The organism is Sphingobium sp. CFD-2, from assembly GCF_024611135.1.
GTDB lineage: Bacteria > Pseudomonadota > Alphaproteobacteria > Sphingomonadales > Sphingomonadaceae > Sphingobium > Sphingobium fuliginis.
This window is the reverse complement of the sequence record NZ_CP084405.1, coordinates 252,329-277,863: the sequence shown is the minus strand read 5'-3', so window position 1 is coordinate 277,863 and position 25,535 is coordinate 252,329. Positions and strand designations below refer to the sequence as shown.

24 protein-coding genes and 1 pseudogene are annotated in these 25,535 nt (G+C 59.3%); 11 read left to right on the top strand and 14 right to left on the bottom strand.

The genetic code is table 11. The annotated features are described in order from the left end of the window. Positions 1 to 16 precede the first annotated feature (16 nt). From istB (LDB29_RS01280) to LDB29_RS01270, 3 genes are all read right to left on the bottom strand, one after another. Positions 17 to 784, bottom strand: a complete 768-nt coding sequence (gene istB / locus LDB29_RS01280; RefSeq protein WP_054944222.1) for an IS21-like element helper ATPase IstB — start codon at positions 782 to 784, stop codon at positions 17 to 19. Beyond that, the gene (gene istA / locus LDB29_RS01275; RefSeq protein WP_082430708.1) at positions 781 to 2,277 is read right to left on the bottom strand and encodes an IS21 family transposase; all 1,497 of its coding nucleotides are present in this window, start codon (positions 2,275 to 2,277) and stop codon (positions 781 to 783) included. The genes istB (LDB29_RS01280) and istA (LDB29_RS01275) overlap by 4 nt, the downstream gene beginning before the upstream one ends. A gap of 255 nt (positions 2,278 to 2,532) precedes the next feature. Then, positions 2,533 to 2,925, bottom strand: a complete 393-nt coding sequence (locus tag LDB29_RS01270; RefSeq protein ID WP_257555754.1) for a hypothetical protein — start codon at positions 2,923 to 2,925, stop codon at positions 2,533 to 2,535. A gap of 534 nt (positions 2,926 to 3,459) precedes the next feature. Between LDB29_RS01270 and LDB29_RS29355 the strand changes: the two are divergent. Beyond that, positions 3,460 to 4,250: pseudogene (locus tag LDB29_RS29355) on the top strand (IS5 family transposase). Here LDB29_RS29355 and LDB29_RS01255 read toward each other — a convergent pair. Next, positions 4,212 to 4,526: a hypothetical protein gene (locus tag LDB29_RS01255; protein ID WP_257555751.1), complete on the bottom strand. Its 315-nt coding sequence runs from the start codon at positions 4,524 to 4,526 to the stop codon at positions 4,212 to 4,214. The pseudogene LDB29_RS29355 and the gene LDB29_RS01255 overlap by 39 nt on opposite strands. 391 nt (positions 4,527 to 4,917) lie before the next feature. Here LDB29_RS01255 and LDB29_RS01250 point away from each other — a divergent pair, with 391 nt between their 5' ends. Both LDB29_RS01250 and LDB29_RS01245 read left to right on the top strand, forming a co-directional pair. Beyond that, entirely contained in the window at positions 4,918 to 6,075 is a 1,158-nt protein-coding gene (locus LDB29_RS01250; RefSeq protein ID WP_087575690.1) for an IS4 family transposase, read from the top strand. Then, positions 6,072 to 6,539 (top strand): hypothetical protein, encoded by a 468-nt coding sequence (locus LDB29_RS01245; protein WP_257555750.1) that lies wholly within the window; start codon positions 6,072 to 6,074, stop codon positions 6,537 to 6,539. Before LDB29_RS01250 ends, LDB29_RS01245 begins: the two co-directional genes overlap by 4 nt. Positions 6,540 to 6,874: 335 nt before the next feature. On the opposite strand, the gene LDB29_RS01240 is transcribed toward LDB29_RS01245, so the two are convergent. The 3 genes from LDB29_RS01240 to LDB29_RS01230 all read right to left on the bottom strand — a co-directional run bounded on the left by LDB29_RS01240 (position 6,875) and on the right by LDB29_RS01230 (position 8,927). Further along, on the bottom strand, positions 6,875 to 7,309 hold the full coding sequence (locus LDB29_RS01240) for a hypothetical protein (protein ID WP_257555748.1): 435 nt from the start codon (positions 7,307 to 7,309) through the stop codon (positions 6,875 to 6,877). Positions 7,310 to 8,202: 893 nt separating this feature from the next. Next, positions 8,203 to 8,355 carry a hypothetical protein gene (locus LDB29_RS01235; RefSeq protein ID WP_257555746.1) on the bottom strand — a complete coding sequence of 51 codons (153 nt, stop codon included), beginning with the start codon at positions 8,353 to 8,355 and terminating at the stop codon, positions 8,203 to 8,205. Between the two features lie 119 nt (positions 8,356 to 8,474). Then, positions 8,475 to 8,927 (bottom strand): SMI1/KNR4 family protein, encoded by a 453-nt coding sequence (locus tag LDB29_RS01230; protein WP_257555744.1) that lies wholly within the window; start codon positions 8,925 to 8,927, stop codon positions 8,475 to 8,477. Between the two features lie 138 nt (positions 8,928 to 9,065). On the opposite strand from LDB29_RS01230, the gene istA (LDB29_RS01225) reads away from it, so the two are divergent. Beyond that, positions 9,066 to 10,562: an IS21 family transposase gene (gene istA, locus LDB29_RS01225; protein ID WP_082430708.1), complete on the top strand. Its 1,497-nt coding sequence runs from the start codon at positions 9,066 to 9,068 to the stop codon at positions 10,560 to 10,562. Next, complete coding sequence (gene istB, locus LDB29_RS01220; protein WP_054944222.1) at positions 10,559 to 11,326, top strand: IS21-like element helper ATPase IstB; 768 nt, start codon at positions 10,559 to 10,561, stop codon at positions 11,324 to 11,326. Before istA (LDB29_RS01225) ends, istB (LDB29_RS01220) begins: the two co-directional genes overlap by 4 nt. Before the next feature lie 149 nt (positions 11,327 to 11,475). On the opposite strand, the gene LDB29_RS01215 is transcribed toward istB (LDB29_RS01220), so the two are convergent. Further along, entirely contained in the window at positions 11,476 to 12,687 is a 1,212-nt protein-coding gene (locus LDB29_RS01215; protein ID WP_011950834.1) for an IS256 family transposase, read from the bottom strand. A gap of 353 nt (positions 12,688 to 13,040) precedes the next feature. Between LDB29_RS01215 and LDB29_RS01210 the strand changes: the two genes are divergently transcribed. The 5 genes from LDB29_RS01210 to LDB29_RS01190 all read left to right on the top strand — a co-directional run bounded on the left by LDB29_RS01210 (position 13,041) and on the right by LDB29_RS01190 (position 16,993). Next, positions 13,041 to 13,619, top strand: a complete 579-nt coding sequence (locus LDB29_RS01210) for a recombinase family protein (RefSeq protein ID WP_257555742.1) — start codon at positions 13,041 to 13,043, stop codon at positions 13,617 to 13,619. 352 nt (positions 13,620 to 13,971) lie between these two features. Further along, the gene (locus LDB29_RS01205) at positions 13,972 to 14,796 is read left to right on the top strand and encodes a hypothetical protein (RefSeq protein ID WP_257555740.1); all 825 of its coding nucleotides are present in this window, start codon (positions 13,972 to 13,974) and stop codon (positions 14,794 to 14,796) included. After that, complete coding sequence (locus LDB29_RS01200; protein ID WP_257555738.1) at positions 14,797 to 15,375, top strand: hypothetical protein; 579 nt, start codon at positions 14,797 to 14,799, stop codon at positions 15,373 to 15,375. A gap of 5 nt (positions 15,376 to 15,380) precedes the next feature. Next, on the top strand, positions 15,381 to 16,505 hold the full coding sequence (locus tag LDB29_RS01195) for an ImmA/IrrE family metallo-endopeptidase (protein ID WP_257555736.1): 1,125 nt from the start codon (positions 15,381 to 15,383) through the stop codon (positions 16,503 to 16,505). After that, positions 16,502 to 16,993 (top strand): hypothetical protein, encoded by a 492-nt coding sequence (locus LDB29_RS01190; RefSeq protein ID WP_257555734.1) that lies wholly within the window; start codon positions 16,502 to 16,504, stop codon positions 16,991 to 16,993. Before LDB29_RS01195 ends, LDB29_RS01190 begins: the two co-directional genes overlap by 4 nt. A gap of 3 nt (positions 16,994 to 16,996) precedes the next feature. On the opposite strand, the gene LDB29_RS01185 is transcribed toward LDB29_RS01190, so the two are convergent. Both LDB29_RS01185 and LDB29_RS01180 read right to left on the bottom strand, forming a co-directional pair. Beyond that, a complete protein-coding gene (locus LDB29_RS01185) occupies positions 16,997 to 17,446 on the bottom strand; it encodes a hypothetical protein (RefSeq protein WP_257555732.1) in 450 nt (149 codons plus the stop codon). Positions 17,447 to 17,936: 490 nt separating this feature from the next. Further along, on the bottom strand, positions 17,937 to 18,728 hold the full coding sequence (locus tag LDB29_RS01180; RefSeq protein WP_025549126.1) for a sulfite exporter TauE/SafE family protein: 792 nt from the start codon (positions 18,726 to 18,728) through the stop codon (positions 17,937 to 17,939). A gap of 331 nt (positions 18,729 to 19,059) precedes the next feature. Between LDB29_RS01180 and LDB29_RS01175 the strand changes: the two genes are divergently transcribed. After that, entirely contained in the window at positions 19,060 to 19,734 is a 675-nt protein-coding gene (locus tag LDB29_RS01175; RefSeq protein WP_025549127.1) for a glutathione S-transferase family protein, read from the top strand. 188 nt (positions 19,735 to 19,922) lie between these two features. On the opposite strand, the gene rsmA is transcribed toward LDB29_RS01175, so the two are convergent. From rsmA to LDB29_RS01155, 4 genes are all read right to left on the bottom strand, one after another. Beyond that, entirely contained in the window at positions 19,923 to 20,780 is an 858-nt protein-coding gene (rsmA, locus tag LDB29_RS01170; protein ID WP_025549696.1) for a 16S rRNA (adenine(1518)-N(6)/adenine(1519)-N(6))-dimethyltransferase RsmA, read from the bottom strand. Between the two features lie 5 nt (positions 20,781 to 20,785). Continuing rightward, on the bottom strand, positions 20,786 to 21,811 hold the full coding sequence (gene pdxA / locus LDB29_RS01165; protein WP_025549697.1) for a 4-hydroxythreonine-4-phosphate dehydrogenase PdxA: 1,026 nt from the start codon (positions 21,809 to 21,811) through the stop codon (positions 20,786 to 20,788). Continuing rightward, positions 21,789 to 23,174 carry a peptidylprolyl isomerase gene (locus tag LDB29_RS01160; protein ID WP_048578597.1) on the bottom strand — a complete coding sequence of 462 codons (1,386 nt, stop codon included), beginning with the start codon at positions 23,172 to 23,174 and terminating at the stop codon, positions 21,789 to 21,791. Before LDB29_RS01160 ends, pdxA begins: the two co-directional genes overlap by 23 nt. A gap of 86 nt (positions 23,175 to 23,260) precedes the next feature. Continuing rightward, a complete protein-coding gene (locus tag LDB29_RS01155; protein WP_061936928.1) occupies positions 23,261 to 25,525 on the bottom strand; it encodes an LPS-assembly protein LptD in 2,265 nt (754 codons plus the stop codon). Positions 25,526 to 25,535: the final 10 nt, after the last annotated feature.

Below are 25,535 nucleotides of genomic sequence, written 5' to 3'. Positions count from 1 at the left end.
CGGATGGTCTTTTCTGTCAGGGGTTGGAGCGTGCCTTGCGCGCCTGGCTTTGGGCCAGACGATAGCTCTCTCCGTTCATCTCGAGTATGGAGACGTGGTGGGTAAGCCGGTCGAGGAGCGCGCCTGTCAGGCGCTCGGAGCCGAACGTTTCGGTCCACTCGTCGAACGGCAAGTTGCTGGTGATCAGCGTCGAGCCGCGCTCGTAACGCTGCGAGATCAGCTCGAACAGCAGTTCCGCGCCGGTTTTCGAGAGCGGCACGAACCCCAGTTCATCGATGATGAGGAGCTTGTATCCGGCCATTTGCTTGTGGAGGCGCAGAAGGCGGCGTTCGTCGCGTGCCTCCATCATCGCGCTGACCAGCGCGGACGCGGTGGTGAAGCCGACCGTCAGGCCCTTCTGGCAGGCGGCAAGGCCGAGGCCGATCGCCACATGGGTCTTGCCGGTTCCCGAGGGACCAAGGGCTATGACGTTCTCGCGGCGGTTGATCCAGTCGCAGCGTGCCAGTTCCAGCACCTGCATCTTGTTGAGCTTGGGGATCGCGGCAAAGTCGAAGCTGTCGAGGCTCTTGGCGGCCGGGAACTTCGCAGCCTTGATCCGGCGCTCGACCATCCGGCGTTCCCGGTCGATCAGCTCCAGTTCGACAAGCCGGGCAAGGTAGCGGACGTGATCTGCGCCCTCGGCCGCGCATCGCCGGGCCAGCTTGTCATGCTCGCGCAGGAAGGTTGGTAGCTTGAGCGTCTTGAGGTGGCTGGCCAGTAACAGCTCGGGGGACGGACTGCTCATGCCGCATCCTTCGCATCGCCCGAGAGCAACTGCATGTAGGAGCGCGCCGATGTCGTCTCCACCCTGGCTCTGGGCAGATAGGGATAGATCGCCATGTCCAATCGGGGTGGTCGGCGCTCCACCCGGCACAGCAGGAGATGCTTCACGGCATCAAAGCCGATCGCCCCGATATCGAGAGCCTGCTTTACGGCCGCATGCAGATCGGCAAGCGTGAAGCTCTCCAGCAGACGCAGCACCTGCACATACTCGCGCCGACCATGCTTGCCCATACGAGCTTCCATGAGGCGGCGCAGCGTTGCAAACGCTTCGGGCAGGTGCCAGCCTTGCAGGGGCGCTGCCTGATCGAGCGCATTGATCTTCTGTTCGATCAGGGGAAGGTAATGGATGGGATCGAAGATCACGTCCTCGCGCTCGTAGCTGCGCACATGACGGGCAATGACCTCGCCCCGGCAGCCGATCACCACCTCGCCGACATAGCCCCGGATCCATACCTCCTGATGGCCGAAGCGCACCGGCACCGAGTAATCATTGGTCCGGTAACGCACCAGCGCCTGCGACGAGACCTGGCCGCTGGTCTGGTCACAAGCCTCGAACGGGGCAGCCGGCAGTTCCTGCATCGCCGCCAGATCGCGCTTCAGCCTCTCGCCGATCGTCTCGCTCTCGCCCCGCAGCCGGTCGTTCTGACGCTTGCGGCATTGCTCCTCGAGCCACAGGTTGAACGCCTCCCACGTCGCGAACCGGGGGATCGGCACCATGAAGTTGCGGCGAGCATAACCGACCAGCCCTTCAACACTGCCTTTGTCGTTCCCCCTGCCGGGACGGCCGTAACGATCGCGGATCAGGTAATGCGACAGGAAGCCGCTGAACAGCCGGGCGCGCTGCCTCGTGCCGTCGGGCAGGATCTTCGAGACCAGGCAGCGGTCGTTATCGTAGACGATCGACAGCGGCACCGCGCCGAAAAACGCGAAGGCGTGCACGTGGCCGTCCATCCATGCCTCGGCAACGGCAGCGGGATAGGCGCGCACGTAGCAGGCGTCGCTGTGCGGTAGATCGAGCACGAAGAAATGCGCCTTCTGCACAACACCGCCGATCTCGACCATGGCCTCACCAAAATCTGCCTGGGCATGGCCGGGCGCATGCGCCAGCGGCACGAACATCTCCCGGCTGCGCTGCTCGCGCTGTCGGATGTAATCCTTGATGATCGTGTAGCCGCCGGTGAAACCGTGCTCTTCGCGAAGGCGGTCAAATACCCGCTTCGCCGTATGACGCTGCTTGCGCGGAACCTGACGGTCACCATCAAGCCATGCATCGATGATCGGAACGAACGCTTCCAGCTTGGGCCGCCGCACCGCCGCCGTCCGGCGGTAACCGGGGGGCTCCGAATACGACAGCATCTTGCGGACCGTGTCGCGCGATACGTTGAAATGCTTCGCCGCCTCACGCTGGCTCATGCCGCCCGCGCAAGCAAGACGCACCTTCAGGTAAAGATCCACGGTATATATCTCCACGCCCTCCCTGCTCGCGCAAAGAAGGCAAAGTGGACGACTTTTACGCCGCCCGCAGCAGCACTTCGCCGCCGCCACCGTGGTCTAATTTTGCACCGCCGTTCTCACCGGCATCTGATTCCCAAAGCCCCGCCGGGGTCAATCCTTCCCTAGTTCATCGCCATCCATGCCGTGTCTTATGGCTAAGATGGGTGGGATTGCGGAAAGGCAGCTTTCAGATCTTGGACCCGCCTAACCAGACGCTCAATCGAGCAGCGCTAAAGCTGCGAGAGTTTCTTCGCGTGTCGGCCGCCAGTCATCATCTGTCGTGACAAAGCGCCCGCTATCATCTTCCAAGAAAAATATGGCATCTCGCGTAGCCTCGTCGGCAAACTCGAAATCATCGTTCATGACTATGCAATCAGCGATGTAGTTCGCCGTGTCGAACGGAAGCCGTTCGTTAGCTACCGCCTGCAACAACCTCCGCGCGCCATCCTTGGTCACCAAAAATAATGGTCCGCCAGAAACGACAATATCGCCGTTCCCGGTAGCCTTGAGCGATGCTCTGAAGGCGGTCACCTCAGCAGCTATCTCGGCGGCTAACGCCTCAGGTGAAATGTTGCCCGATAAAAATTCGACGAGTGAGGAATGTTGCATCCGACCAAACTGCATCGTTGATGGAGCGTCAGCAATGCGGAATTGTGTAGATCGCTGCGAATGACAAAAAATGGTCGCCCGCAGCCGGGCGGCTATCCAATCCTGAACCAGACCAGCAGGTTATCGGCCGCTTGGAGTGATTCTCGGGTCGGGAGCGACAATCGGGGGTGGTTTGCAGACAGTCCGATTTCGGGGGCCAAAGACCTTAGTCTATATGGTCCACGATAGAATGAACGGCATCCTCGCAGGTTTTCCACTGTCCTGCCCGGTCCCGATAGCGCCGGATTCTCAGGATGACTGCAATGCTATCGAGCCGTCTTTGCATATCGAAGATCGCAATTTGACATACGCCGGATTTCGCAAGTTGGCTAACTGCGAGGTGGAGCGTCTCTAATCCCCCGTCATCGGGAAGGCGCATGGGGAAGAAAGAGCCCATGCTGTCCAGCAGAAGGCTCTGTCGATCTGGATATATTAGGTTTCGTGGACAAAGGTTGACAGCAGGATCGGGCGTTGATTCAAGGCTGCCTTTTGGAGGTGGCGTTGGGCGAGCGTATTGGGCTGACGGAGGACGAGTGGGGGATCATCGGCACATTACTGCCATCTGAGCGTGGTCGTGGCTGTCGTCCAGCACAGGACAACCGGCTGTATTTCGAAGGCATGATGTGGATCGCCCGCACAGGTTCGCAATGGCGCCACTTGCCGGATGAATATGGCAAGTGGAACAGCGTTTTCCGCCGCTACCGGCGCTGGGTTACGACCGGGGTGTTCGAGGCGATGCTCGAGACACTGGGCGAAATGGTGGCTCGTGATGCCACTGCGGACATGATCGACAGCACCGTGGTCCGAGCACATCATTGTGCCGTCGGCATAAAAAAGGGACTCAGGAAACCGAGGCGCTTGGCCGATCGCGAGGCGGATTCAGCACAAAGCTCCACGCCCGCTGCGATGCCAAAGGCCGACCGCTCGGCTTTGTCCTGACGCCGGGCCAGAGCCACGATATCCAAGGCTTTGGCCCGCTGTTCCGTTTGATTGCTCATAAGATCGAGGCATTGTTGGCGGACAAGGGCTACGATGCAGATGCCATCCGCGAGGAATTGGCCAATGCTGACGTTGAGGCTGTCATTCCCGCCAAAAGCAATCGGCGCGATCCAATCCCACACGATCGCGAAAAATACCGTTGGCGCAATCTTGTCGAACGCCTCTTCAACAAACTCAAGAACTGGCGGCGTATCGCAACTCGATACGACAAAACCAAAGAGTCCTACCTCGGCTTCGTCAATCTCGTCTCAGCCCTGCAATGGATACCCTTTGTCCACGAAACCTAGGTGTTGGCGAAAGTCTTTGATTTCTTGATCGCCGATCATCCAGCGTCTTTGCGCTCTATCAAATACAGGCAACTGTTGCGTTGCAATGGTCGATGATGCTTGCCGGACTCCTATGATGATCTCGGCTTCCACAGTCACTAAAGGAGGCCGCACCCAATATGCCACTAACAGGGCATCGACCAGCACTGCCAATCCGAGAATCCCGACTAACACCCACCTCCTCGGCATCCATTTCAACAATGGCATAAATGAGGGAGCCTTACCGTGGATCTTCATATCTCTTGTTCGGGTAGGATCGTGTCCGCTATCAGAGGGTAACGCAAGACCAAAAAGCGGCCTTAATGGTCGCCTTCCACTGGGCTGCCTTTCCAATCCCGAAACCGGCCAGCAGGTTAAGGGCAGCATGGAATGATATGCTGTTCGCCTGCGACCGTGGCTGGATTGGGGATTGTCGGCTTTCGAAGATTTAGCGACGCATTGCAGACTTTTGCGATCGGTGCGATCAACCCCATATGATGGCTCTTGATAGCTTTACCTTGCCAATGATCGGCCAACCAGCGTGGGGAGCCAAACAAGGCTATGGCCTCAGCCATCCCCTCATTTTTGAGATGACGTGGGTTGGGAAAGATGATTCTGCATTTCCGTGTCGAAGGGAGATCAGAATATCATGAACGGGAAGGCGGCGTTTTCTTCTGAAGCGGTCCATTCGTTTGTCGACGAACTGTTTGGCGAAGGCCTGCACGCGAAGCGGGTAAGATCGCTGGCGAATGCGACGGTGGGCGCGTTGCGGGCGTCATCGCTGGCGGTGAGCGCGATTGGCCACGGTCTCGCACTGGCTCAGGAAGGGCGCCTCTCGCGTCACGCGATCAAGCAGGTCGACCGGCTGCTGTCGAACGACGGGATTGATGTCGACGCGCTGATGGCCGACTGGGCCGGCTATTGCCTCGGTAGCCGCACCGAGATCGTCGTCGCCATGGACTGGACCGATTTCGATGCCGACGGGCACTCGACCCTGATGCTGTCGCTGCTTACCGAGCATGGCCGGGCGACGCCGCTACTGTGGTTGACGGTACGCAAGACGGAGCTGAAAGAGCGGCGCAATCATTATGAATATTGGATCATTACCCGGCTTGCCGAGCTATTGCCGACAGAAGTGAAGGTGCTGCTCGTCGCCGATCGCGGCTTTGGCGACACCAAGCTCTACGGCGTCCTCAAGGACGAGCTGCACTTCGACTATGTCATCCGCTTTCGCGGCAACATCAAGGTGACGGCCGCCGGGGAGAGCCGCCCGGCGAAGGAGTGGATCGGCCCATCGGGACGGGCCAGGCTGCTGCGCGAGGCGACAGTCACGGCGCAGGGTTGCCCGGTCGGCGCGGTCATGTGCGTCCACGCCAGGGACATGAAAGAGCCGTGGTGTCTCGCGACCAGCCTGACCACAGTGACGGCCAAGACCCTGATTGACCTCTACTCGCGGCGCTGGGGCATCGAATGCTCGTTCCGCGATGCCAAGGACTGGCGGTTCGGGATGGGCATGTCGGCAACCCGCGTCTCCACGCCCGCCCGGCGCGACAGGTTGTGGCTGATCGCCGCTCTCGCCATTGTGCTTCTGACCGTGCTCGGCGCCGCCGGGGAGGCCATCGGCTACGACCGGCATCTGCGCACCAGCACGACCAAAAGACGCGTGCATTCGCTGTTCCGCCAAGGGGTAATGTACTATCAACTGATCCCCAACATGACCGAAGATAGACTACGGCCTCTCATCCTGCAGTTCGAAAAGCTTATCCGCGAGCACCAGCTCCTCAAACGCACTTTCGGGATCATTTGAATGAGGGGATTCGTGAGGGCTATGGCAGCTTTTTGACATTCGAGTTCGGTGACCCGGAATTAAAGATACATGAATGGCGCTCGGAGCAGGGAGGATTTCGACGGCAGGCCTACGTTCAAGGTCGGTGGCACATATGGATTTATTGCTGTGAGTGGCGTGTGTCGGTTGACAGTCAGCCAATCGCTTGGAGCGAGGATAGCAGAGATGACATTCTCCGCGCCACCGCCAATCTCGATGGGCAGAAACTGACCAAGATTTCGGTATCCCCTTCCGCTGGCCGATCCGAATTTGAATTTGACCTTGGCGGTCTTCTCGAAACTTGGCCCGTCGGCGATGATCCAACTACCAAACAATGGCTTATCTATGGACCAGACGCCGTCTTTGCCTATCGCGCAGATGGTCAATACAGCCTTCAGCCAGCGGATACCCCGCCTGAGATGACGCGCTGGCAGCCGCTCACTTAACCGTCTGCTCTCAGGCTCTAATCCGTTTGTTGCCTATAACCGCCATTGGTCGCTAACGGCGATGAGCCGATGGCGCGAACCTAAGCAGGATCAATCCAATTAATATCAACAGGCTCACGACCTGCTTTTCGTAGCCTGCGAACAGGCCCCATCCGGCGTACCAACTGCCAAGGGTGACAAGAAGCGTCGCTAGGAAGACGCCAGCGATGATCCGCTCACGCAAATTTGGGGGACGGGGTTTCCATTCATATTCGGCGTCACTCATGATTATGAATTTGAAGCGATGTGCTGGCCGACGCAACGTGGAATCCTATTGTCCGCTCTCAAAGCTGCCGTCACTGACCGCTAAACCAAAACTCCTCGATCAAGTAACTTGACTCATCGAAATCAATAATTAGGATCCGCGTAAGATGTTGGTTGCACACAAAAAATCCGTCAGGATAAGTTTTGCGCCAGAAAGTCTCGGACTGATTGAGCGCACGACGGGTGAGTAACACGCCCGAATCTACCTCTATGCTCCAACCCATCACGGCTACCACATCGCTGCCAGCCGCTACTTCAGCGAGAGCCTGCGAGAGCGGGACGCTTTTACGTTCCCTATGGGTAGCTACAGTCTGTAGCTTTTCAATCAATTCTTCGTGACGATCATGAGCCAGTGGAGAAGCTACAAATCCTGCGAGCTTCCAAGCTTTGACCTTCTCCCGCGCATCAACGGAGCGTCCATGGCGCTTCAAAAGCTTCGAAAGCCGCTCCTTGTTTGGTGTCGTCATACGGGATCAATAGCAGGCACATCTAATGGCAACAAATGGTCGCCTGCCGCTGGGCGGCTTCCGAACCGCGAACCAGACCAGCGGGTTATCGGTGGCGCGGGGTGATTCGCAGGCCGGGAGCGACGATGCTGGGTGGTTTGCGGAAAGTCGGCTTCTCTCAGGAAGGCAGATTGCCGGCTTTCGAATGTGCGTGGTTCTGCGGAGTTGACCAATTTAACGCCAAGTACCATTTCTTTGGCGTGCCCGCACGGGCCACGCTCACCCGCGAGCGTGCCCATCGGCCCGGCAGTCCCTTCCCCCCGACGGTCCCCTGCCGGGCCGAACCACCATAATTTTTTCGGAACCAAATCTCCGCTCAAGAGTTTGTGCCGCCTGAATCATAAGAATGGTCGCGTCTCTTCAGAAAGTGCTTTTCTCGGGTGGGGCGTAATCTATGTCGAAGAATGCTTTATTGCGGTCGGTACTGAAACGTGCCGCTGCTCAAAATCTGGAGATCTCTTTCACATCGCCGCCTTTTTGGTCGCCTGTGTCTTACCGGAATGCTGAGGCGATCCTCCATTCCATCGATCAGCATGACCCCACCCATTGTATAATGCGTCATAGAAATGGCGACAAAATAGGCGTGGTTCTCCTTAAGTAATCGCATATGGCCCGACCGCCTGCGGTTAGCTGGGATAAAGCAAAAAAGCCCCGCTCGATTGCGAAGGCGAGCGGGGTTAAGTGGTCGCAACACAGGCGAAGCCTGCCGATCCTTAACTCGCAACTTCACTGATCGTTCCCAACCCGTAATAATAATTTGTTGGCTGCTCCCAAGTGAGCGTTAGATCATGAATGTCTGCAACTGGTCGGTTCTCACAAACCGTTTTTTCTACCCCCTCGCAGCAACGATGCGATTAGCGAGGCGCAAAACGACGAACAATCGCGCGCAATATGACGCCAAATACCATCATCGCTACCATAGCTGGAAATGCGCCGATCACGTCCGCCAGCACCATCTGGATCGCCCAAAATACCGCCAAGAGTGCTGCTGCCGCGATGATTGTCAAGATGGTCCACTGTCGCAAATTCTACATATCCATCTACGGTTGGTTCATACGGCACGCTAAGATTATGTCCGCTTGGAGGAGGGCCGATAAGAGGGGCGACAGGCCAAAAATGGTCGCTTTCAAGCTGTCCGGCTTCTGCTCGGCCCACCGTGAATTTCGAGAGCATCGCACATTTCGAGCCTCAGGAAATCCCGAAAGCTATCGGCAACGAACGTATCTGGTGCGCCGCCAATGAGGGCGATCTTTCCCCGATTAGGCCCTTCGGAGCAACAGATGGCCCACGCATAACACCACATGAGATAATCTGCGAAGGCAAGGTATTGGGCGCTCTCCCGCTCAATATCGGCGTTCAGTTTTCCGGGGGAACCGTCCGGGCATTCATCGGGAATAGATTTGATTTCCTTTACTGCCCACCACTGGGTTCCTATGTCGTCCATCCATATCGTGGCGGGCGCAGCGTAGAGGAGATAGGATCGAAAATCTTCCGGCAACCGGAGCGAGTAACGGTCTTCTAGCGCCTGCACGTCAGGCATCACATTTTGAGGAGTGATGAAGGCCGGATCAGACGCCAATCGATATGCCGCGACCGCATGAGAACGGCGGTGCAAAATTAGACCACGGTGGCGGCGGCGAAGTGCTGCTGCGGGCGGCGTAAAAGTCGTCCACTTTGCCTTCTTTGCGCGAGCAGGGAGGGCGTGGAGATATATACCGTGGATCTTTACCTGAAGGTGCGTCTTGCTTGCGCGGGCGGCATGAGCCAGCGTGAGGCGGCGAAGCATTTCAACGTATCGCGCGACACGGTCCGCAAGATGCTGTCGTATTCGGAGCCCCCCGGTTACCGCCGGACGGCGGCGGTGCGGCGGCCCAAGCTGGAAGCGTTCGTTCCGATCATCGATGCATGGCTTGATGGTGACCGTCAGGTTCCGCGCAAGCAGCGTCATACGGCGAAGCGGGTATTTGACCGCCTTCGCGAAGAGCACGGTTTCACCGGCGGCTACACGATCATCAAGGATTACATCCGACAGCGCGAGCAGCGCAGCCGGGAGATGTTCGTGCCGCTGGCGCATGCGCCCGGCCATGCCCAGGCAGATTTTGGTGAGGCCATGGTCGAGATCGGCGGTGTTGTGCAGAAGGCGCATTTCTTCGTGCTCGATCTACCGCACAGCGACGCCTGCTACGTGCGCGCCTATCCCGCTGCCGTTGCCGAGGCATGGATGGACGGCCACGTGCACGCCTTCGCGTTTTTCGGCGCGGTGCCGCTGTCGATCGTCTACGATAACGACCGCTGCCTGGTCTCGAAGATCCTGCCCGACGGCACGAGGCAGCGCGCCCGGCTGTTCAGCGGCTTCCTGTCGCATTACCTGATCCGCGATCGTTACGGCCGTCCCGGCAGGGGGAACGACAAAGGCAGTGTTGAAGGGCTGGTCGGTTATGCTCGCCGCAACTTCATGGTGCCGATCCCCCGGTTCGCGACGTGGGAGGCGTTCAACCTGTGGCTCGAGGAGCAATGCCGCAAGCGTCAGAACGACCGGCTGCGGGGCGAGAGCGAGACGATCGGCGAGAGGCTGAAGCGCGATCTGGCGGCGATGCAGGAACTGCCGGCTGCCCCGTTCGAGGCTTGTGACCAGACCAGCGGCCAGGTCTCGTCGCAGGCGCTGGTGCGTTACCGGACCAATGATTACTCGGTGCCGGTGCGCTTCGGCCATCAGGAGGTATGGATCCGGGGCTATGTCGGCGAGGTGGTGATCGGCTGCCGGGGCGAGGTCATTGCCCGTCATGTGCGCAGCTACGAGCGCGAGGACGTGATCTTCGATCCCATCCATTACCTTCCCCTGATCGAACAGAAGATCAATGCGCTCGATCAGGCAGCGCCCCTGCAAGGCTGGCACCTGCCCGAAGCGTTTGCAACGCTGCGCCGCCTCATGGAAGCTCGTATGGGCAAGCATGGTCGGCGCGAGTATGTGCAGGTGCTGCGTCTGCTGGAGAGCTTCACGCTTGCCGATCTGCATGCGGCCGTAAAGCAGGCTCTCGATATCGGGGCGATCGGCTTTGATGCCGTGAAGCATCTCCTGCTGTGCCGGGTGGAGCGCCGACCACCCCGATTGGACATGGCGATCTATCCCTATCTGCCCAGAGCCAGGGTGGAGACGACATCGGCGCGCTCCTACATGCAGTTGCTCTCGGGCGATGCGAAGGATGCGGCATGAGCAGTCCGTCCCCCGAGCTGTTACTGGCCAGCCACCTCAAGACGCTCAAGCTACCAACCTTCCTGCGCGAGCATGACAAGCTGGCCCGGCGATGCGCGGCCGAGGGCGCAGATCACGTCCGCTACCTTGCCCGGCTTGTCGAACTGGAGCTGATCGACCGGGAACGCCGGATGGTCGAGCGCCGGATCAAGGCTGCGAAGTTCCCGGCCGCCAAGAGCCTCGACAGCTTCGACTTTGCCGCGATCCCCAAGCTCAACAAGATGCAGGTGCTGGAACTGGCACGCTGCGACTGGATCAACCGCCGCGAGAACGTCATAGCCCTTGGTCCCTCGGGAACCGGCAAGACCCATGTGGCGATCGGCCTCGGCCTTGCCGCCTGCCAGAAGGGCCTGACGGTCGGCTTCACCACCGCGTCCGCGCTGGTCAGCGCGATGATGGAGGCACGCGACGAACGCCGCCTTCTGCGCCTCCACAAGCAAATGGCCGGATACAAGCTCCTCATCATCGATGAACTGGGGTTCGTGCCGCTCTCGAAAACCGGCGCGGAACTGCTGTTCGAGCTGATCTCGCAGCGTTACGAGCGCGGCTCGACGCTGATCACCAGCAACTTGCCGTTCGACGAGTGGACCGAAACGTTCGGCTCCGAGCGCCTGACAGGCGCGCTCCTCGACCGGCTTACCCACCACGTCTCCATACTCGAGATGAACGGAGAGAGCTATCGTCTGGCCCAAAGCCAGGCGCGCAAGGCACGCTCCAACCCCTGACAGAAAAGACCATCCGTGTGTTGGCGACCCCCACTCGGGCTACGCCCTCGCGGCGCTCGCCAGCACACGGATCACCCGGCCTGATTTTGCGCCGCCGGTCGCGTCCGTCAATGTGGTGTAGAATTGGGTGTGGCCAGCGGGCTGCATTTTCAGGCGGCCTTGGGTGTAATCTGTAGCGGCTGTGCCTCCTCGATCATTGGTGTAGCAAGGGCGGCCATGCCCTCGATCTGCATGTAGCGGTGCTGGAGCTGGTATTCGTCATTCTGCTCCAGCAGGACGGCGCCGACGAGGCGGATGATGCTATCCTCGTTCGGGAAGATGCCGACGACATCGGCGCGGCGCTTCACTTCCTTGTTCAGGCGTTCCAGTGGATTGGTGGAATGTAATTTGACGCGGTGCTGCTCGGGGAAGGTCATGTAGGCCAGCACGTCGTGCTCGGCATCGTCCATGCAGGCGCCGAGCTTTGGCCAGCGGGTACGCAACTGGTCGGCGACCTGGCGCCAGACCTGTGTCGCGGCGGCATGGTCGGGCTGGAGGAAGACCTGGCGGATGGCAGCGGCGACGACGGTGTTCTGGCCCTTGGGCACGTAGGCCAGGGCATTGCGCATGAAGTGGACGCGGCACCGCTGCCAGGTGGCGCTGAGCACGCGAGTGATCGCTGCCTTGAGGCCCTCGTGGGCATCGGAGATGACCAGCTTCACGCCGGTCAGTCCGCGGCGTGCGAGGTCCTTGAGGAAGCTCGACCAGAATGGCTCGGCTTCGGAGGGTCCAATGTGAAGGCCAACGATTTCGCGCTTGCCCTCGGTGTTGACGGCAACGGCTATTATCGCGGCGACACTGACGATCCGCCCGCCCTCGCGCACCTTGAGGTAGGTAGCATCGAGCCAGAGGTAGGGCCAGTCGCCGGTGAGCGGCCGCTTAAGGAAGGCATGGACACGTTCGTCGATATCCTTGCACAGCTTGGACACCGAGGATTTGGAGATGCCGGTCATGCCCATGGCCTGCACCAGCTCGTCGACACGCCGGGTGCTGACGCCGGCGATCCACGCCTCCTGGATCACCGCGACCAGCGCCTTCTCGACGGTCTTCCTGGGTTCCAGGAAGCCAGGGAAGTAGGCGCCGGTCCGTAGCTTGGGAATCCTCAGGTTGAGCGTGCCGAGCCGGGTATCGAGGCTGCGGTCGCGGTAGCCGTTCCGCCAGGTCGTCCGGTCGCCGGAGCGCTCGTGTCGGCTAGCGCCGACCAGGCCATCGACGTCGGCCTCCATGATGATCTGTAATACGCTCTCGGCGATCGTGCGCAGGAAATCTCCATCTCCAGTCTTCGCCATCAGCTCGGCAAGCGGTAGTCTGTCGTCGGTCATCGGGATCAACTCCTCGGTGGGCGTGTGAAGTGTGGTAACTCCACCTTACCGATGAGCCCGGTGGCCACCGAGATCGAAATCGCATGGGGTGGGGCATGCCCCACCCCATGCGATCATCTCAATCTACACCAGAAATTACACCACGAGCGCGGACGCTAACGCGCCGCCCAATGGCCGACTTTTACTCCGCCGTTGACACCGGTATCTACCTGTGATCTCTCACAGGTCAAAAGTTCTAACCTGTTGGCCGTACCCACAAGCCTGCTCTTCCCAAGCTTTTAAGATACCGTATTGCTATACGCGCTATAGCTCATATTATGAATGTATCTTATGAGCGAGTCGAAAGGGGGCTTATGAGCAAGCTCGCATATTATCGGGTATCCACCGGCGATCAGTCGATTGAAGGCCAGCGTGCTTCCCTTGCCGGTCCCTTCGATAAAGAGTTTATGGACGAAGGTGTATCGGGCGCGGTCCTTGCTGCTGATCGCCCCGGCTTTGCTGCCCTGCTCAATTATATCCGGGAAGGCGATGTGCTGCATGTGGCGGCTATAGATCGTCTGGGCCGTGACGCGCTTGATGTGCAGGCCACGGTTAGGAAACTGATCGATAAGGGCGTGACAGTTGAAGTGCTTGGCCTTGGCCCCATCGCAAAAGGTGTAGGCGAGCTAATTGTCGCGGTTTTAGCACAGATCGCAGACATGGAACGTAATCGTATCAAGGAACGCTGCGATGCCGGAAGGGAGGCGGCAAGGACTGCTCTGGCTGCTACAGGGCGCACCCATAGGGGGAAGGTTAGCCTAGGCCGTCCGTTCGCTGCTGATGCCGCCCATGTGGTTCAATGGCGCAAGGAGAATGGAGCCAGTATCAAAGGCACAGCGCGCCAGTTCGGTTTGTCGGAGGCCACGGTTAAGCGGTATTGCGCTGCGTCTTGACCCATCCAAAATGGATCATTTAGGAAACTTAAAGTCCCGCTTTAAATTCAAGATGTAATAATTATGTTGGTCATTGCAGCTGAGGGGGCTTGCTTTGACTTCTTTAAGCAATGACGATTGCCACATCTGTCATTTGCCTTTGCCGCGAGCGGGGAGGCCAAAATACTGGTGTTTGGCGCACGGCGCATCAGCGACGGCTCGATATGGCGGAAAGCTTGAAAGGTGCGAAGGCGCTTATAACTCAATCGTAGATTTACGCCGGTTTCTGCTACGACCGGCTGAATATGCTGGGGGTGTGGCGTTGTGGGGTGCTGTCGAGCCCGTTTACAATTCTACGCCCAAGCGTCCCGAAATGGGCATCCATGTCCATGCCAGAAAAATAGCTGGCGGATCAAAGAGTATCGATAGAAATTTCGATGCGGTTCAGGTCACTGTTGATAAGGATCTGTTAGAACAAGAATCGGTTATAATAACTAAAGAAACGGCTGTAGCCTATTACATAAGCAGATTTCTCGAAAGAAAGATTGAATCTTTATTCTGTCCAAAATGCGGAACTCCGCATCTTGATTCAGATTGGTTTGCCGTTAAGCCTCATAGAACGCATCTTTGTCATGGGTGTAATGAGCTTTTCAGGCTTCCCGACAAGAGTATTTCTAATCCGCTTTCTGTGGTTCAGTTGAAGCTTGGGTATAAGAAATCAAGCAAGCCTCCTAGGAGAGCCACAAAACGGCTTAATATCGCACAGGCGGAATATCCTGGAGGATTGCAAATTTGGGCATCGAACCCAGCCCTGCTTTGGACCTCTCGTTTGTCAGAGGAAGAGGGCATACATATTCACGGCTGGACCGGTGCCGAACGAAAACCGACATTGGATGACACCTTCGACACCGTAGTGATCGATGGAGTGGAATTGAATGAAGAGCAGTTGCGCTATTACATGGCGCAGAGTGCGTTGGCGTATTTGCGCGGCAAGGTGCATTCAATCAAATGTCCAAATTGTCAGGCGGCCCAGTTTGATGCGGGTGAAGCTGCCTTTCGTCCAAAAAAAGAACGCATTTGCCACTGCTGTCGCTTTGAATTTGAGCCGATGGGAAGGCGAAAGCTGCTGGTCAGCAATCCGTTTGTTGACACTATTGCGGCATTGAAACAAGCTAGGCGGCATGGAGGTCATGCATAAATGAAGGGCTATATCTATATTACAAGCACTGGCGCAGACCCAGCGTTCAAGAATAATCTGAACGATCCGATCTTTGGTGACGATCCTAGCCTAGGCGCGTGCATGCCTAACATTCGTCGCTTCGTTGAAAAGGGTGACTATATCTTTGTCGTTTCAGGAAGCACGGTTGGGGTTCAGCAGTATATAATCGGCGGGATGCAAGTGGCTGAAAAAATCCCAATGATAGAAGCGTATAAGCGTTTCCCAAAAAACCGTCTTAGGTTAGGCAATGATGGCCTCGTTAAAGGCAATATAATAATAGACGAGTTTGGAAAACAGCATAATTTGGATACCCATGCGCCCGAAACTTTTGAGAATAGAGTGAAAAACTTTATTGTTGGAAGTAATGCTGTATCTCTTGAAAGTAAGCGGGAGGTCGAGATTGGGCGTAGTCAATCATTGAACAAACTTGGTGATGTCTTTGGAAAACGTGGAAATCGGCCTATTGATATATTTGGGAGATGGTCAAAGTTGAATGATGGACAGGTAAAGGATGTGGTCGGTTGGCTTGAAGGCGTCAAGCGGGCGGCGGCTGCATAAAGAATGTGACTGATATATCGACGCTACTTGTCTCCCTAGGGTTGACGGCAGAGCAGATCGCTAGCCGTTCTAAGCTGGCGATTGAGCGCGTTGTTAGCTTGTTGGCGGGCGATGAGGCAAAGTTAACTGAAATTCGGGCGCTGAGCCGTGGGCTCCGGTTGCCTATGCGCTTGTTTTCATCTGGCAAGAGTCCGCGTGCTGTCAATCCGTTGCAGATGCAGTTTCGCTCGATGCAGGGAGCAACCGCTGATTACAGCCCAACCGTCGAAAAAGTTGCTACTTTCGTAGAGGCGGCTTCGAAAGTTCTCCCTGCGCGTGATGTGAAGCCGTGGTTGATACGGCCAGCACCGTTGGAGCCTAGCCTTAGTAATGTGAAAACCATCGCGGCTAATTTCCGCGAAATTATTGGTCTGGACGATAATTCTCCGGCTACTGATTTATCGCACAGGCTAGAATATCAAGAGGGATTAATAGTTTCTGTCCTGAGAGATTCCAGATTTGAAGGTGTTTCTCTATCTTCTGGAAACTATCTATATATTTTTGTTTCTCCGCGTTTCAAGGCTAGAATGCTTTTTACTTTAGCTCATGAAATTGGTCATGTTCTAGCCGGTCACGTTCAGGATGACGCTCCTTTGTTCGAAGGAGCTTCGGATATTGGAAACTTTCGAAAATCTACTAAAAATGAGAGATTTGTAGATGCGATAGCTGGTAGTATTTTATTGCCGGATAATGGAATTTTTGATTTTATATCATCTATAAGAGTTCATCTTAATATTTCTTCGTCATCTCCTTTGGGTGACGTAGAGATATTACTGCTTGCACGGTTCTTTGGCGTCAGTTTCGAGGTTGCTGGCAAACGTTGCGAAGATGTGGGTTTGCTGCCCTCAGGTGGTGCTTTCGCTATGGCTGCTGAGCTACGAAAAAACCACGGTTCGCCAGAGCGTCGCGCGGATGAACTGGGGTTGCCTGCTCGCTCCGATATTTTCTTTCCTTCAACTAGTAAAGTCCTAAGGGATGCGGTTAATAGCGCAATAGAGGTCGGTGCTGAATCGGTAGGATGGGCGGCAGATAGTTTTGGTTTTTCGATATCCGAAATCCTGTCTGGTCATCGTTCAGGTCGTTCCTTATGATGGTGTTGATGGATGCATGCTCCATCATCAATTTATCTAACGCTCATTCCTTGGAACGAGTGGTGCTTCTACCCGATTACCGGCTGGCGGTGTCCCCTACTGTGGTAGGTGAGTGCAACACAGGAGCCGCGACCGAAATTGTCGATCTACATGCAGCCGGATTGCTGGATTTTGTGGATATCGATGCTGTCCCAACAGACAGATATTTTGATCTTCTATCCGAATTGGCATTAGGCGAAGGGGAAACCGAATGTATAGCAATCGCAGAAATGCGAGATTGCTTGCTTTGTTGTGATGATCGCAAAGCAAGGCGCTGCGCATCCGACATTATTGGTGAAGAAAGGCTGATGGGTAGTCTAAGGCTTCTCCGATTCTCAGTGCATCAGCATTTAATGAGCGGAGATGAAGCTATGGAATTTTACCACACGATGATTGATTGCGGTGGTTTCTTACCTAATGTAAACTTAGAATATTTTACGGATCACTAATTATTATAATCCGTGCATTCGTTTAAAACTCTGCTTTTTATAAATCTTCACCCGCGTGTCATCCGTATCAATACGATGGAACTCTGTGATCGCAGCAGCTTCAAGGTTAATTTGCGTTTTTTCGCAAAGGGCGGCGAGCGTAATCATTACGCCTCCAACTTCTTGAGCCGGTTGTCCAACGGGGCGATTATAAACATAGTCTGTAACAACGCCCACGTCGCTTTCGGTTAAGCCGACCGCCTGTGCAAGTTCAATGGCTTCCTCCAGAAAGCGCAGCGTTCTTTCTCGCTGATCGTCGTGGCTGGCATCTCCGAAAACTCCACGCATCCAGCTTTCAATACGGGTCTGAAAATGCCCCATGGTCCAGCCATCTTCGTCGCGAACGGTTACAGGGGCGGGGTCAAAGACTCGCATTTCACACTCAATTTGAAAAGCGGGGCGCGCAGCGGCCATGCCATCGCGGGCCTATAATCGGGCCCTGTTGAGGCTGCAACCGGTTCTTACTCCTAATTGATTCGGCCTTCTAACGCGAATTCGTTCGGACGGCCCAAGCGATAAACTCCGGTATTTAGGTTTAATATGATGTGATACAATGTGTGAGACAATCGCCCCTAGAAATCACCTAAACCATTGAATTTATTGGTTTGGTGAGCCCTGCTGGATTCGAATCAGCTGAATCCCGCGTATGAAGCGGGCGGGCTCCAGATCACGCAAGTCGATAATGCATCAGCAGTAGAACGGCGTGTGTAATTCCAGTGTAATTGCGCTGGGAAACAGCCGGAAAAAGCAGGCATCTTACGGCAACTCGGAATGATCGAATTTGCCGTAAGATACTGATAGAGCGAAGGAAAGAGCATCATCCGGCATCAGCCGGAATTTGCCAATCGAGGACTGCAAATCCGTATACGCCGGTTCGATTCCGGCTCGGCAGACAATTTCCCCGTCAGGCGATCAAACGCCATCCCACCACCACCAGCACCGCCGCCAGCAAGGGCTGAAGCACGCGGTCCGACGTGCGCGTCGCCAGCAGAGACCCGATCACGATGCCCGGCAGCGATCCTGCCAGCAGGTTGACCAGCAGCACCGGGTTGACGTTGCCGATCCACAAATGGCCAAGCCCGGCCACCAGGGTCAGCGGCACGGCATGGACGATGTCGGTCGCCACCAGCCGCTGCATCCGCATGCGCAGCGGGTAGAGCGCCAGCAGCAGCGTCGCCCCGATCGCTCCTGCCCCGACCGAAGTCAGCGTCACCATCGCGCCCAGCAACGCCCCCGCCAGCACGGTCAATGCCGGCTGCCAGCGGGTAAAGCGGTCGGCCGTGCCGACCCGGCGGGCCAGCGCCCATTGATGGAACCGCCCGCGCAGCAGGGTCGCGACCGCCGTGCCGATCAGCACCACGCCCAGCGCACCCGTGATCACGCCGGTCTTGATCTGCCCGAGATGCATCTGCGACAGGATCGCCAGGACGATCAGCGATGCGGGAATGCTGCCGATCATCAGGCGCTTTACCACATCATAGTCCGGGCCGCCGTCCGCGCCGCCCTGATGGTGGTGCACCGCGCCCCCGACTGCCTTGGTGATCGATGCGAACCACAGGTCGGTGCCGACCGCCGTGGTGGGCGCGACGCCGAACAGCAGGATCAGGATCGGCGCCATCAGCGATCCGCCCCCCACGCCGGTCATGCCAACCATCAGGCCGACAAAAAGGCCCGCGATCGCGTGCAACCAATCCATATTCCGCCCCAAACTCATTACGTCGTGAAATCGACCGACGTGTAAGGCCGAAAAACCATGCCAGCCAGCCCCCTTTTGGATTGGAAATTTATCGTCGCCAAAACAAATGCTGTTGAATGCATGAATGGCGCGATCCCCTCGACTTTCCGCGCCCGCCTCGTCTAAAGACCATTGGACAATGCGCCTTCATGGTGCATGGCGTCGTCGGCCCTTTTCGCCTCCCGGCCACCCAGCGGCATCCTGATATGAGCGGGTGGGAGGGGCAGAGAGCCGGCGCCGCATCGAAATTGGCTCTTTCGCGCATTTCCAAACAGGCTCTAAAGACAGGGGCATGATGAAGCTGTTCATTGGCAACAAGGCCTATTCGAGCTGGTCGCTGCGCGGCTGGCTGGCGTGCAAGCTGTCCGGCCTTCCCTTCGAGGAAGTGGTCGTGCCGCTTTATGACGAGGCATGGGAGAAGCGGCGCGAAGGCGACGAATTCGCGCCCTCTTCCGGCAAGGTGCCCATATTGTGGGACGGCGATGACATCGTCGTGTGGGACAGCCTGGCGATCGTCGAATATCTGAATGAAAAGTCGGGCGGCGACAGATTCTGGCCGGCCGATACCGCCGCGCGGGCCATGGCCCGTTCGATGGCGGCGGAAATGCATTCAAGCTTCGCCGCGTTGCGCCGCGAGCACAGCATGAACATCCGCCAGATCTATGCCCCCGTCCCGCCGTCCGAAGCGGTGACTCAGGACATAGCGCGCATCATGCAGCTCTGGGCGCAGGCCCGCGCCCGCCATGGCGGCGAGGGGGAATTCCTGTTCGGAGACTTCAGTGCGGTCGATGTGATGTTCGCGCCGGTCGTGACGCGCTTCATCACCTATCAACTGCCCGTGCCGCGCTTTGCGGAGGCTTATATGCGCGCGGTCATCAACCATCCCTGGATGCAGGAATGGATCGGCGGCGCCCAGGCGGAAGAATGGGTGATCGACAAGTTCGAAACACCGCCGCAATTGGGGTGAGGCCGGTTTTGGCCAATCCAAGACATTCCCCTCCCGCAGGCGGGAGGGGTTAGGGGTGGGTGCGAGCGCAGCGAGCTTCCAGCTTAGCCGTTGAAAACTCACGCTGATGTCGCGCCAGCCCACCCCCTAGCCCCCTCCCGCCTGCGGGAGGGGAATGTCCTGATTCCACCTAAGCCGGGCTTTTAGGGCTAAAGGCGTCCCAGAACGCGCGCTGTTTCCACGAATTCCTCGACGCTGACGGTTTCCGCGCGGCGTTGCGGGTCTATGCCGACCGCCTCCAGCGCTTCGAGGGCGCCGGGCAGGCCCTTGAGGCTCTGGCGCAGCATCTTGCGGCGCTGGCCGAAGGCGGCGGCGGTGAGGCGTTCGAGATGCTTCAACTGCACGCCTTCGGGGGCGGGTCTGGGCGTGATGTGGACGACCGCCGACATGACCTTGGGCGGGGGCGTGAAGGCGCTGCGGTGGACCTTCATCGCGATGCGGGCGTCGCTGCGCCATTGGGACAGCACGGCGAGGCGGCCATAATGATCGCCATTGGGTTTCGCCACGATCCGCTCGGCAACCTCCATCTGGAACATGAGCGTCAGGCTCGACCACCAGGGGAGTGGAGACCAGTCCGCGGAAAGCCAGCCGATGAGGAGGGCGGTGCCCACATTATAGGGCAGGTTGGCGATGATATGCGCGCCTTCGCCTGCCTCGGCGCGGGCGTCGACCGCCATCGCGTCGCCGGAAATCACCCGGAACTGGCCGGGAAAGGCCTCTGACAGTTCGGAAAGCGCGGGCAGGCAGCGCCGGTCGCGCTCGACCGCCACCAGCCTTGCCCCGGCGCGCAGGATCGCGCGGGTCAGGCCGCCGGGACCGGGGCCGACCTCGAAGGCGGGCTGATCCTCCAGCGGGCCGGGGATGGCCGCGATCCGGTCCAGCAACTGTTCGTCCAGCAGGAAATTCTGGCCGAGCGCCTTGCTGGCCTGCAATCCGTGGGCGGCGATGACGTCGCGCAGCGGCGGGAGCTTGGGCGGCGGGAGCTTGGGGCGGGTATCGGCGGCCATGAGCCTCAGCAGCCGGGGGTCAGCCGGGCGCGTGTCGCTTCGGCGGCCATCCTGATCGCGGCCATCATCGCGCTGGGATTGGCGCTGTCCTTGCCCGCAATGCCGAAGGCGGTGCCATGGTCGGGCGAGGTGCGCACGATGGGAAGGCCCAGGGTGATGTTCACCCCCTCGTCGAAATTCAGCGTCTTGATCGGGATCAGCGCCTGATCGTGATACATGCAGAGCGCCGCGTCATAGGTTTCGCGGGCGCGGCTGTGGAACAGGGCGTCGGCGGCGAGCGGCCCCTGAATGTCGTAGCCTTCCGCCTGGAGCGACTCCACGGCGGGACGGATGACGTCGATCTCCTCCCGCCCCAGCGCCCCGCCTTCGCCCGCATGGGGATTGAGGCCCGCGACGACCAGACGGGGACGGCCGATGCCGAAATTGCGCTGGAGCCCCTTTGCCGTGGTGATGGCGCGGGCGCGGATCAGGTCGACCGTGAGCACGGACGACACCTCTGCCAGGGGGATGTGGATGGTGATCGGCACGACCTTCAGCGACGGCCCCGCCAGCATCATCACGGCATTGTGGGGCGCGACGCCGCAGCGTTCCGCGATGAATTCGGTCTGTCCCGGATGGGTGAAGCCGACGCCGTAGAGCTGTTCCTTGCCCACCGGGGCGGTGACGATCCCGGCCGCCGAACCGCTGCGGGCGAGGCCGACCGCGACCTCCAGCGCCTGAAAGGCCGTGCGCGCGCCATCCATGCTGGGCGTGCCGGGCGTGATCTCGCCCGCCTCCGCCACCTGCAGGCATGGCAGGGCCTTGTCGAAGACCTCCACCGCTTCCTCCGGCGTGCTGACCGGCTCGACCGGGCCGAGCCAGACGGCGCGCAGGGACGCGGCGTCGCCCACGGCGAAAAAGGGCGACAGGCCCCGCGCCTCCCGCATGACCCAGCTTTTGGCGACGATTTCCGGCCCGATTCCCGCCGGATCACCGAGCGACACGGCGAATGGCGGCATATCCGCCGGATCAGTTATAGTCGATAACGGCATCGCGGCGGAGATCGCGCAGATAGATGCGGGCGCGCTTGTTGACCCGTTCTTCTTCCAACTGCGCCATGATCTGTTCGGCATTGGGCGCGGCGGCGGAGGAGGCTTCGTCACGGCCGCAGACGACCAGCACGCGCACGCCGTCGTTGATCGAGCCGAAGGGCGGCGTCGCCTCACCGACCTGGAGGTTCAGGAGGATGTCCTGCAATTGCGGGGGCAGGTCGCGCAGCTTCACATTGTCGTTGTCGACCACGTCGGCGCCGATCTTGCCGCCCAGTTCATTGGCCTGGCCGCAGCCCTTGATCGTCTTGACCTGCGCGGCGAAGGCGGCCGCCCTGGTGCTCGCCTGTTCCTTGGTCGTGCCGGCGGGGAAGCTGACGGAGAGCTGCTTGAGGCTGAGCAGCGCATCGCGCGGATCGGCGGTCAGCACCTTGCGCTTGTCCATGACATAGATGATCGAGACGCCGCCCGGCACGCCGATGGGGCCGGCGATCTGGCCGACCTGCATTTCGGCCGCCGCCTGCGCCAGTTCGTCGGGCAGCTGGACAGGGCGGACCCAGCCCAGATCGCCGCCGACCGCCGCCGTGGAGGCTTCGGAAAATTGCCGCGCATAAGCGGCGAAGCTGCCGCCCTGCTTGATCTGTTCGATGATGTTGCGGGCGTTCGCGATGATCTGCTGCTGGTTTTCCGGCGTGGCCGACAGGTAGATCTCGCCGATGCGGAACTCGTCGCTGCCCTTGGCCGCGTTCATGCGGTCGACCACCGATTTCACCTCATCCTCCGACACGTTGACGAAGGGCTGGATGTTGCGGCGGAGCAGGCGGCTCCAGGCCAGCTCGCCCTCGATCTGGCGCCTGATGCTGGCGGCGGAGCTGCCCTGCTGGCGCAGATATTGATCGAACTGGGCGGGAGACTGGCGGAAATTGGCCGCGACCCGCTCATAGCTCTGGTCGATCTCGGCCTTGTCCACCTTGATGTCGTTGGCGGCGGCTTCCTGGATCTGGAGCGTCTCGTCGATCAGGTTGCGCAGCACCTGGACGCGCAGCCTTTCCTTTTCCTCGTCCGACACCTTGCCGCCATTGGCCGTGATGATGAGGGCCAGGCGCTGGTCGACGTCCGTGCCGGTGATGATCCGGCCGTTGACGATGGCCGTCGCCTTGCGGACATTGGGGTCGCTCTTGCCGAAGACGGTCACATCCCTGGGCAGGTTGAGCTGTTGCGTGGCGACATTGTCATCGTCGGCGACCGTCTGGGCCAGGCTTCCGCTGACGCCGGTAGCCAGCAGCGCCGAGGACAGAAGCACGGTCCGCAGGCCCCTGTAGGCCGTGCTGCCAATGCGGGAAAACGGGGAAACGACAGGCTGCATCGTCGACAAAACTCTCCAATCGGTTCGGCACGAGATGCGCCGATCCGCCTTAACCGACCCTGAGCAGGAAGCGGGAAGGCTGATCCTTATATGCCAATATTGCGAAAAGCCAGCCGAAGCTGGAAGCTGTTGCCCTTTCGTGCGTCGCCCAGCACCTGATAGTCGCGCCGCCAGGTGAGGCCGAGCGTCAGGCAATCGTCTTCATAGGCTATCCCCAGACGATGGCGCACGGGTTCATAGCCATCCGCGACGGACAGCGGATCTTCCTTCGTGTCGGTCAGGTCGATGACGGTCGAGCCGAAGACCGACCAGAAGCGCGCGAACTGGACGCGGCCGCCCAGGCGCAGTTCCTCGCGGTCCTGCAAATCCTCCAGATTGAGGTTCGCATCGCGGTTGAGGCGCAGATAGCCGACCGTCGCATAGGTCTTGCGGCTGCCGATGGTGGCGTCGATCTCGTTGCGGCGGACCGACAGATTGTCCTTGTCCAGCCGGAAGCGGTGGGTGAAGCTGATGAAATCCTTGTAGCGGACGGTGGTGCGCCCGACGACGTCGGACAGGCGGTCCGACAGGCCGGTTCCTTCCGGCAGGATGCTCTCTCGCTTGTCGAGGCGGTAGCTTTGCCCCACCACGCTTTCCAGCGAGAAGTCCGGAAGCGACAGGCTATATTCCATGCCATAGGTGACGCGGGTCGAATCCTCGAACCGGTCATATCCGGAAAAGCGGTTGAGCGCGAAGAGGTTGCTGTCCTCCAGGTCGATGGCGCGCGCATCCTCATTGGGGACGGAGAGATTGGCGATCTTGGGCGCGGCGACGATCTGGACGCGGGGGGCGATGCGCTGCACGCCGCCGAACGCCTCGCCCATGAAGGGCCAGCGCATGTCGATGGCCGCCGCCGCGATGCCGCGCGCCTTCCAGCCCGGATCGCCGGCATAGCTGACGATGCTGTTCATCAGATTGTCGCTGCTGTGATAGACGTCGCCGCGCAAATAGGTGGTGAAGGTCAGTTCCTGACCCATCGGCGTCAGCTTGCGCAGGTTCCATTCGAAGGCGGCAAAGGCGCGCTGCGTGTCCTGGCCATGGGTGCGGGTGATGGCCAGGCTGTTCGCCTGGAACTGCGCCACGCCGCCCAGCAGCGGGTCCTTCATCCGCAGGCGATAGTCGATGACGGGCAGCGCAATCGGCATCTGCCCCTGCGAATCGCCGGTGCGCAGCGTCTGCACCGCCCAGCCGGCGATGGAGAAATAGCTGTTCTCCCCGATTCGCTGGGCGTTGAGCGTAGAACGCAGCCGGTCGTCCCGGCTGATGTCGTAGCGGCGCAGGAAGGTGCGGTCGGTCGCGGCGCGGATCGACCCGCCGATGCTCCATTCCGGCGTCAGTTGCAGCGCGCCGCTGGCGTCGAGATAGCCGCGGAAATCCCTTTCCGATCCCGCCGGGGTGGTGGAAGAGGCATTGCCGGTGGCGACGCGGCTGCCATAGGTCGCATAGCCGGTGATCTGGTAGGCGCCCCGGTCCCATAAGTGGCGGTAGTTGGTCTCCAGCATCGGCAGCGTGTCGGTATAGACATGCGGCGTGACGGTGAGATCGCGATTGGGCGCCAGCTTCAGATAATAAGGCAGCGCGACCTCGAACCCGTTGGTGCGGTCGTAGCGAAGATTGGGCACCAGCAGGCCGCTGCCGCCATTGTCGCCCACCGGATGGGAGAAGCCGGGCAGCGGGATCAGCGGCAGGCCGAACAGTTCCACGCTGGCATTGGTATATTTGACGCGGGCCTTGACCGGGTCATAGACGACCCTGACCGCCTTGATCTGCCAGGTGGGCTCCTTGGGGCAGCCCTCATGATCCTCCACCACGCAGCCGGTATAGGCGGCCTTGCGCAGCGTATAGACCCCGTTCACCCGCTGGCCGCTGGCGGCGGCCAGCCGCCCGCCCGATTGCAGCACCAGCAGCATGTTCTGGACCATGCCGTCCTGCAGGGAATCGGTGACGTCGAACCGGTCGCCATAGGCGATATTGCCTTCCGGATCGGTGACGGAGACATTGCCGTTCGCCTCCACCTTCCCCGTGGTGCGGTTCCAGACGACCTTGTCGGCGCGCAGCCGGTTGCCCTCCCGCAGCAACTGCACATTGCCGCTGGCGGTCACGACCTCGCTGTTGCTGTCATATTCCAGCGCGTCGGCGGCGAAGCCGATCTGTTCGTCGCTTTCGGGCACGGGGGCGTCGGGCGCGCTGATCGTCGCCTGCGGTTCCTGGAGTTGCTGGGCCGTGGCATGCGGGACGGCGACCAGGCACGGAAAGGCGGCGCCGGCGGCCAGGAGAGGTTTCAAACGCAAGGGGAAAGGGCTGTTCTGCAAAAGGATGGGG

What these genes read in the sequence shown, in the direction of transcription:
- istB (WP_054944222.1), bottom strand. Translation starts at nt 784, where the DNA reads ATGAGCAGTCCGTCCCCCGAGCTGTTACTGGCCAGCCACCTCAAGACG.
- LDB29_RS01270 (WP_257555754.1), bottom strand. Translation starts at nt 2,925, where the DNA reads ATGCAACATTCCTCACTCGTCGAATTTTTATCGGGCAACATTTCACCT.
- LDB29_RS01255 (WP_257555751.1), bottom strand. Translation starts at nt 4,526, where the DNA reads ATGAAGATCCACGGTAAGGCTCCCTCATTTATGCCATTGTTGAAATGG.
- LDB29_RS01250 (WP_087575690.1), top strand. Translation starts at nt 4,918, where the DNA reads ATGAACGGGAAGGCGGCGTTTTCTTCTGAAGCGGTCCATTCGTTTGTC.
- LDB29_RS01240 (WP_257555748.1), bottom strand. Translation starts at nt 7,309, where the DNA reads ATGACGACACCAAACAAGGAGCGGCTTTCGAAGCTTTTGAAGCGCCAT.
- istB (WP_054944222.1), top strand. Translation starts at nt 10,559, where the DNA reads ATGAGCAGTCCGTCCCCCGAGCTGTTACTGGCCAGCCACCTCAAGACG.
- LDB29_RS01215 (WP_011950834.1), bottom strand. Translation starts at nt 12,687, where the DNA reads ATGACCGACGACAGACTACCGCTTGCCGAGCTGATGGCGAAGACTGGA.
- LDB29_RS01210 (WP_257555742.1), top strand. Translation starts at nt 13,041, where the DNA reads ATGAGCAAGCTCGCATATTATCGGGTATCCACCGGCGATCAGTCGATT.
- LDB29_RS01205 (WP_257555740.1), top strand. Translation starts at nt 13,972, where the DNA reads ATGGGCATCCATGTCCATGCCAGAAAAATAGCTGGCGGATCAAAGAGT.
- LDB29_RS01200 (WP_257555738.1), top strand. Translation starts at nt 14,797, where the DNA reads ATGAAGGGCTATATCTATATTACAAGCACTGGCGCAGACCCAGCGTTC.
- LDB29_RS01190 (WP_257555734.1), top strand. Translation starts at nt 16,502, where the DNA reads ATGATGGTGTTGATGGATGCATGCTCCATCATCAATTTATCTAACGCT.
- LDB29_RS01185 (WP_257555732.1), bottom strand. Translation starts at nt 17,446, where the DNA reads ATGGCCGCTGCGCGCCCCGCTTTTCAAATTGAGTGTGAAATGCGAGTC.
- LDB29_RS01180 (WP_025549126.1), bottom strand. Translation starts at nt 18,728, where the DNA reads ATGGATTGGTTGCACGCGATCGCGGGCCTTTTTGTCGGCCTGATGGTT.
- LDB29_RS01175 (WP_025549127.1), top strand. Translation starts at nt 19,060, where the DNA reads ATGATGAAGCTGTTCATTGGCAACAAGGCCTATTCGAGCTGGTCGCTG.
- rsmA (WP_025549696.1), bottom strand. Translation starts at nt 20,780, where the DNA reads ATGGCCGCCGATACCCGCCCCAAGCTCCCGCCGCCCAAGCTCCCGCCG.
- pdxA (WP_025549697.1), bottom strand. Translation starts at nt 21,811, where the DNA reads ATGCCGTTATCGACTATAACTGATCCGGCGGATATGCCGCCATTCGCC.
- LDB29_RS01160 (WP_048578597.1), bottom strand. Translation starts at nt 23,174, where the DNA reads ATGCAGCCTGTCGTTTCCCCGTTTTCCCGCATTGGCAGCACGGCCTAC.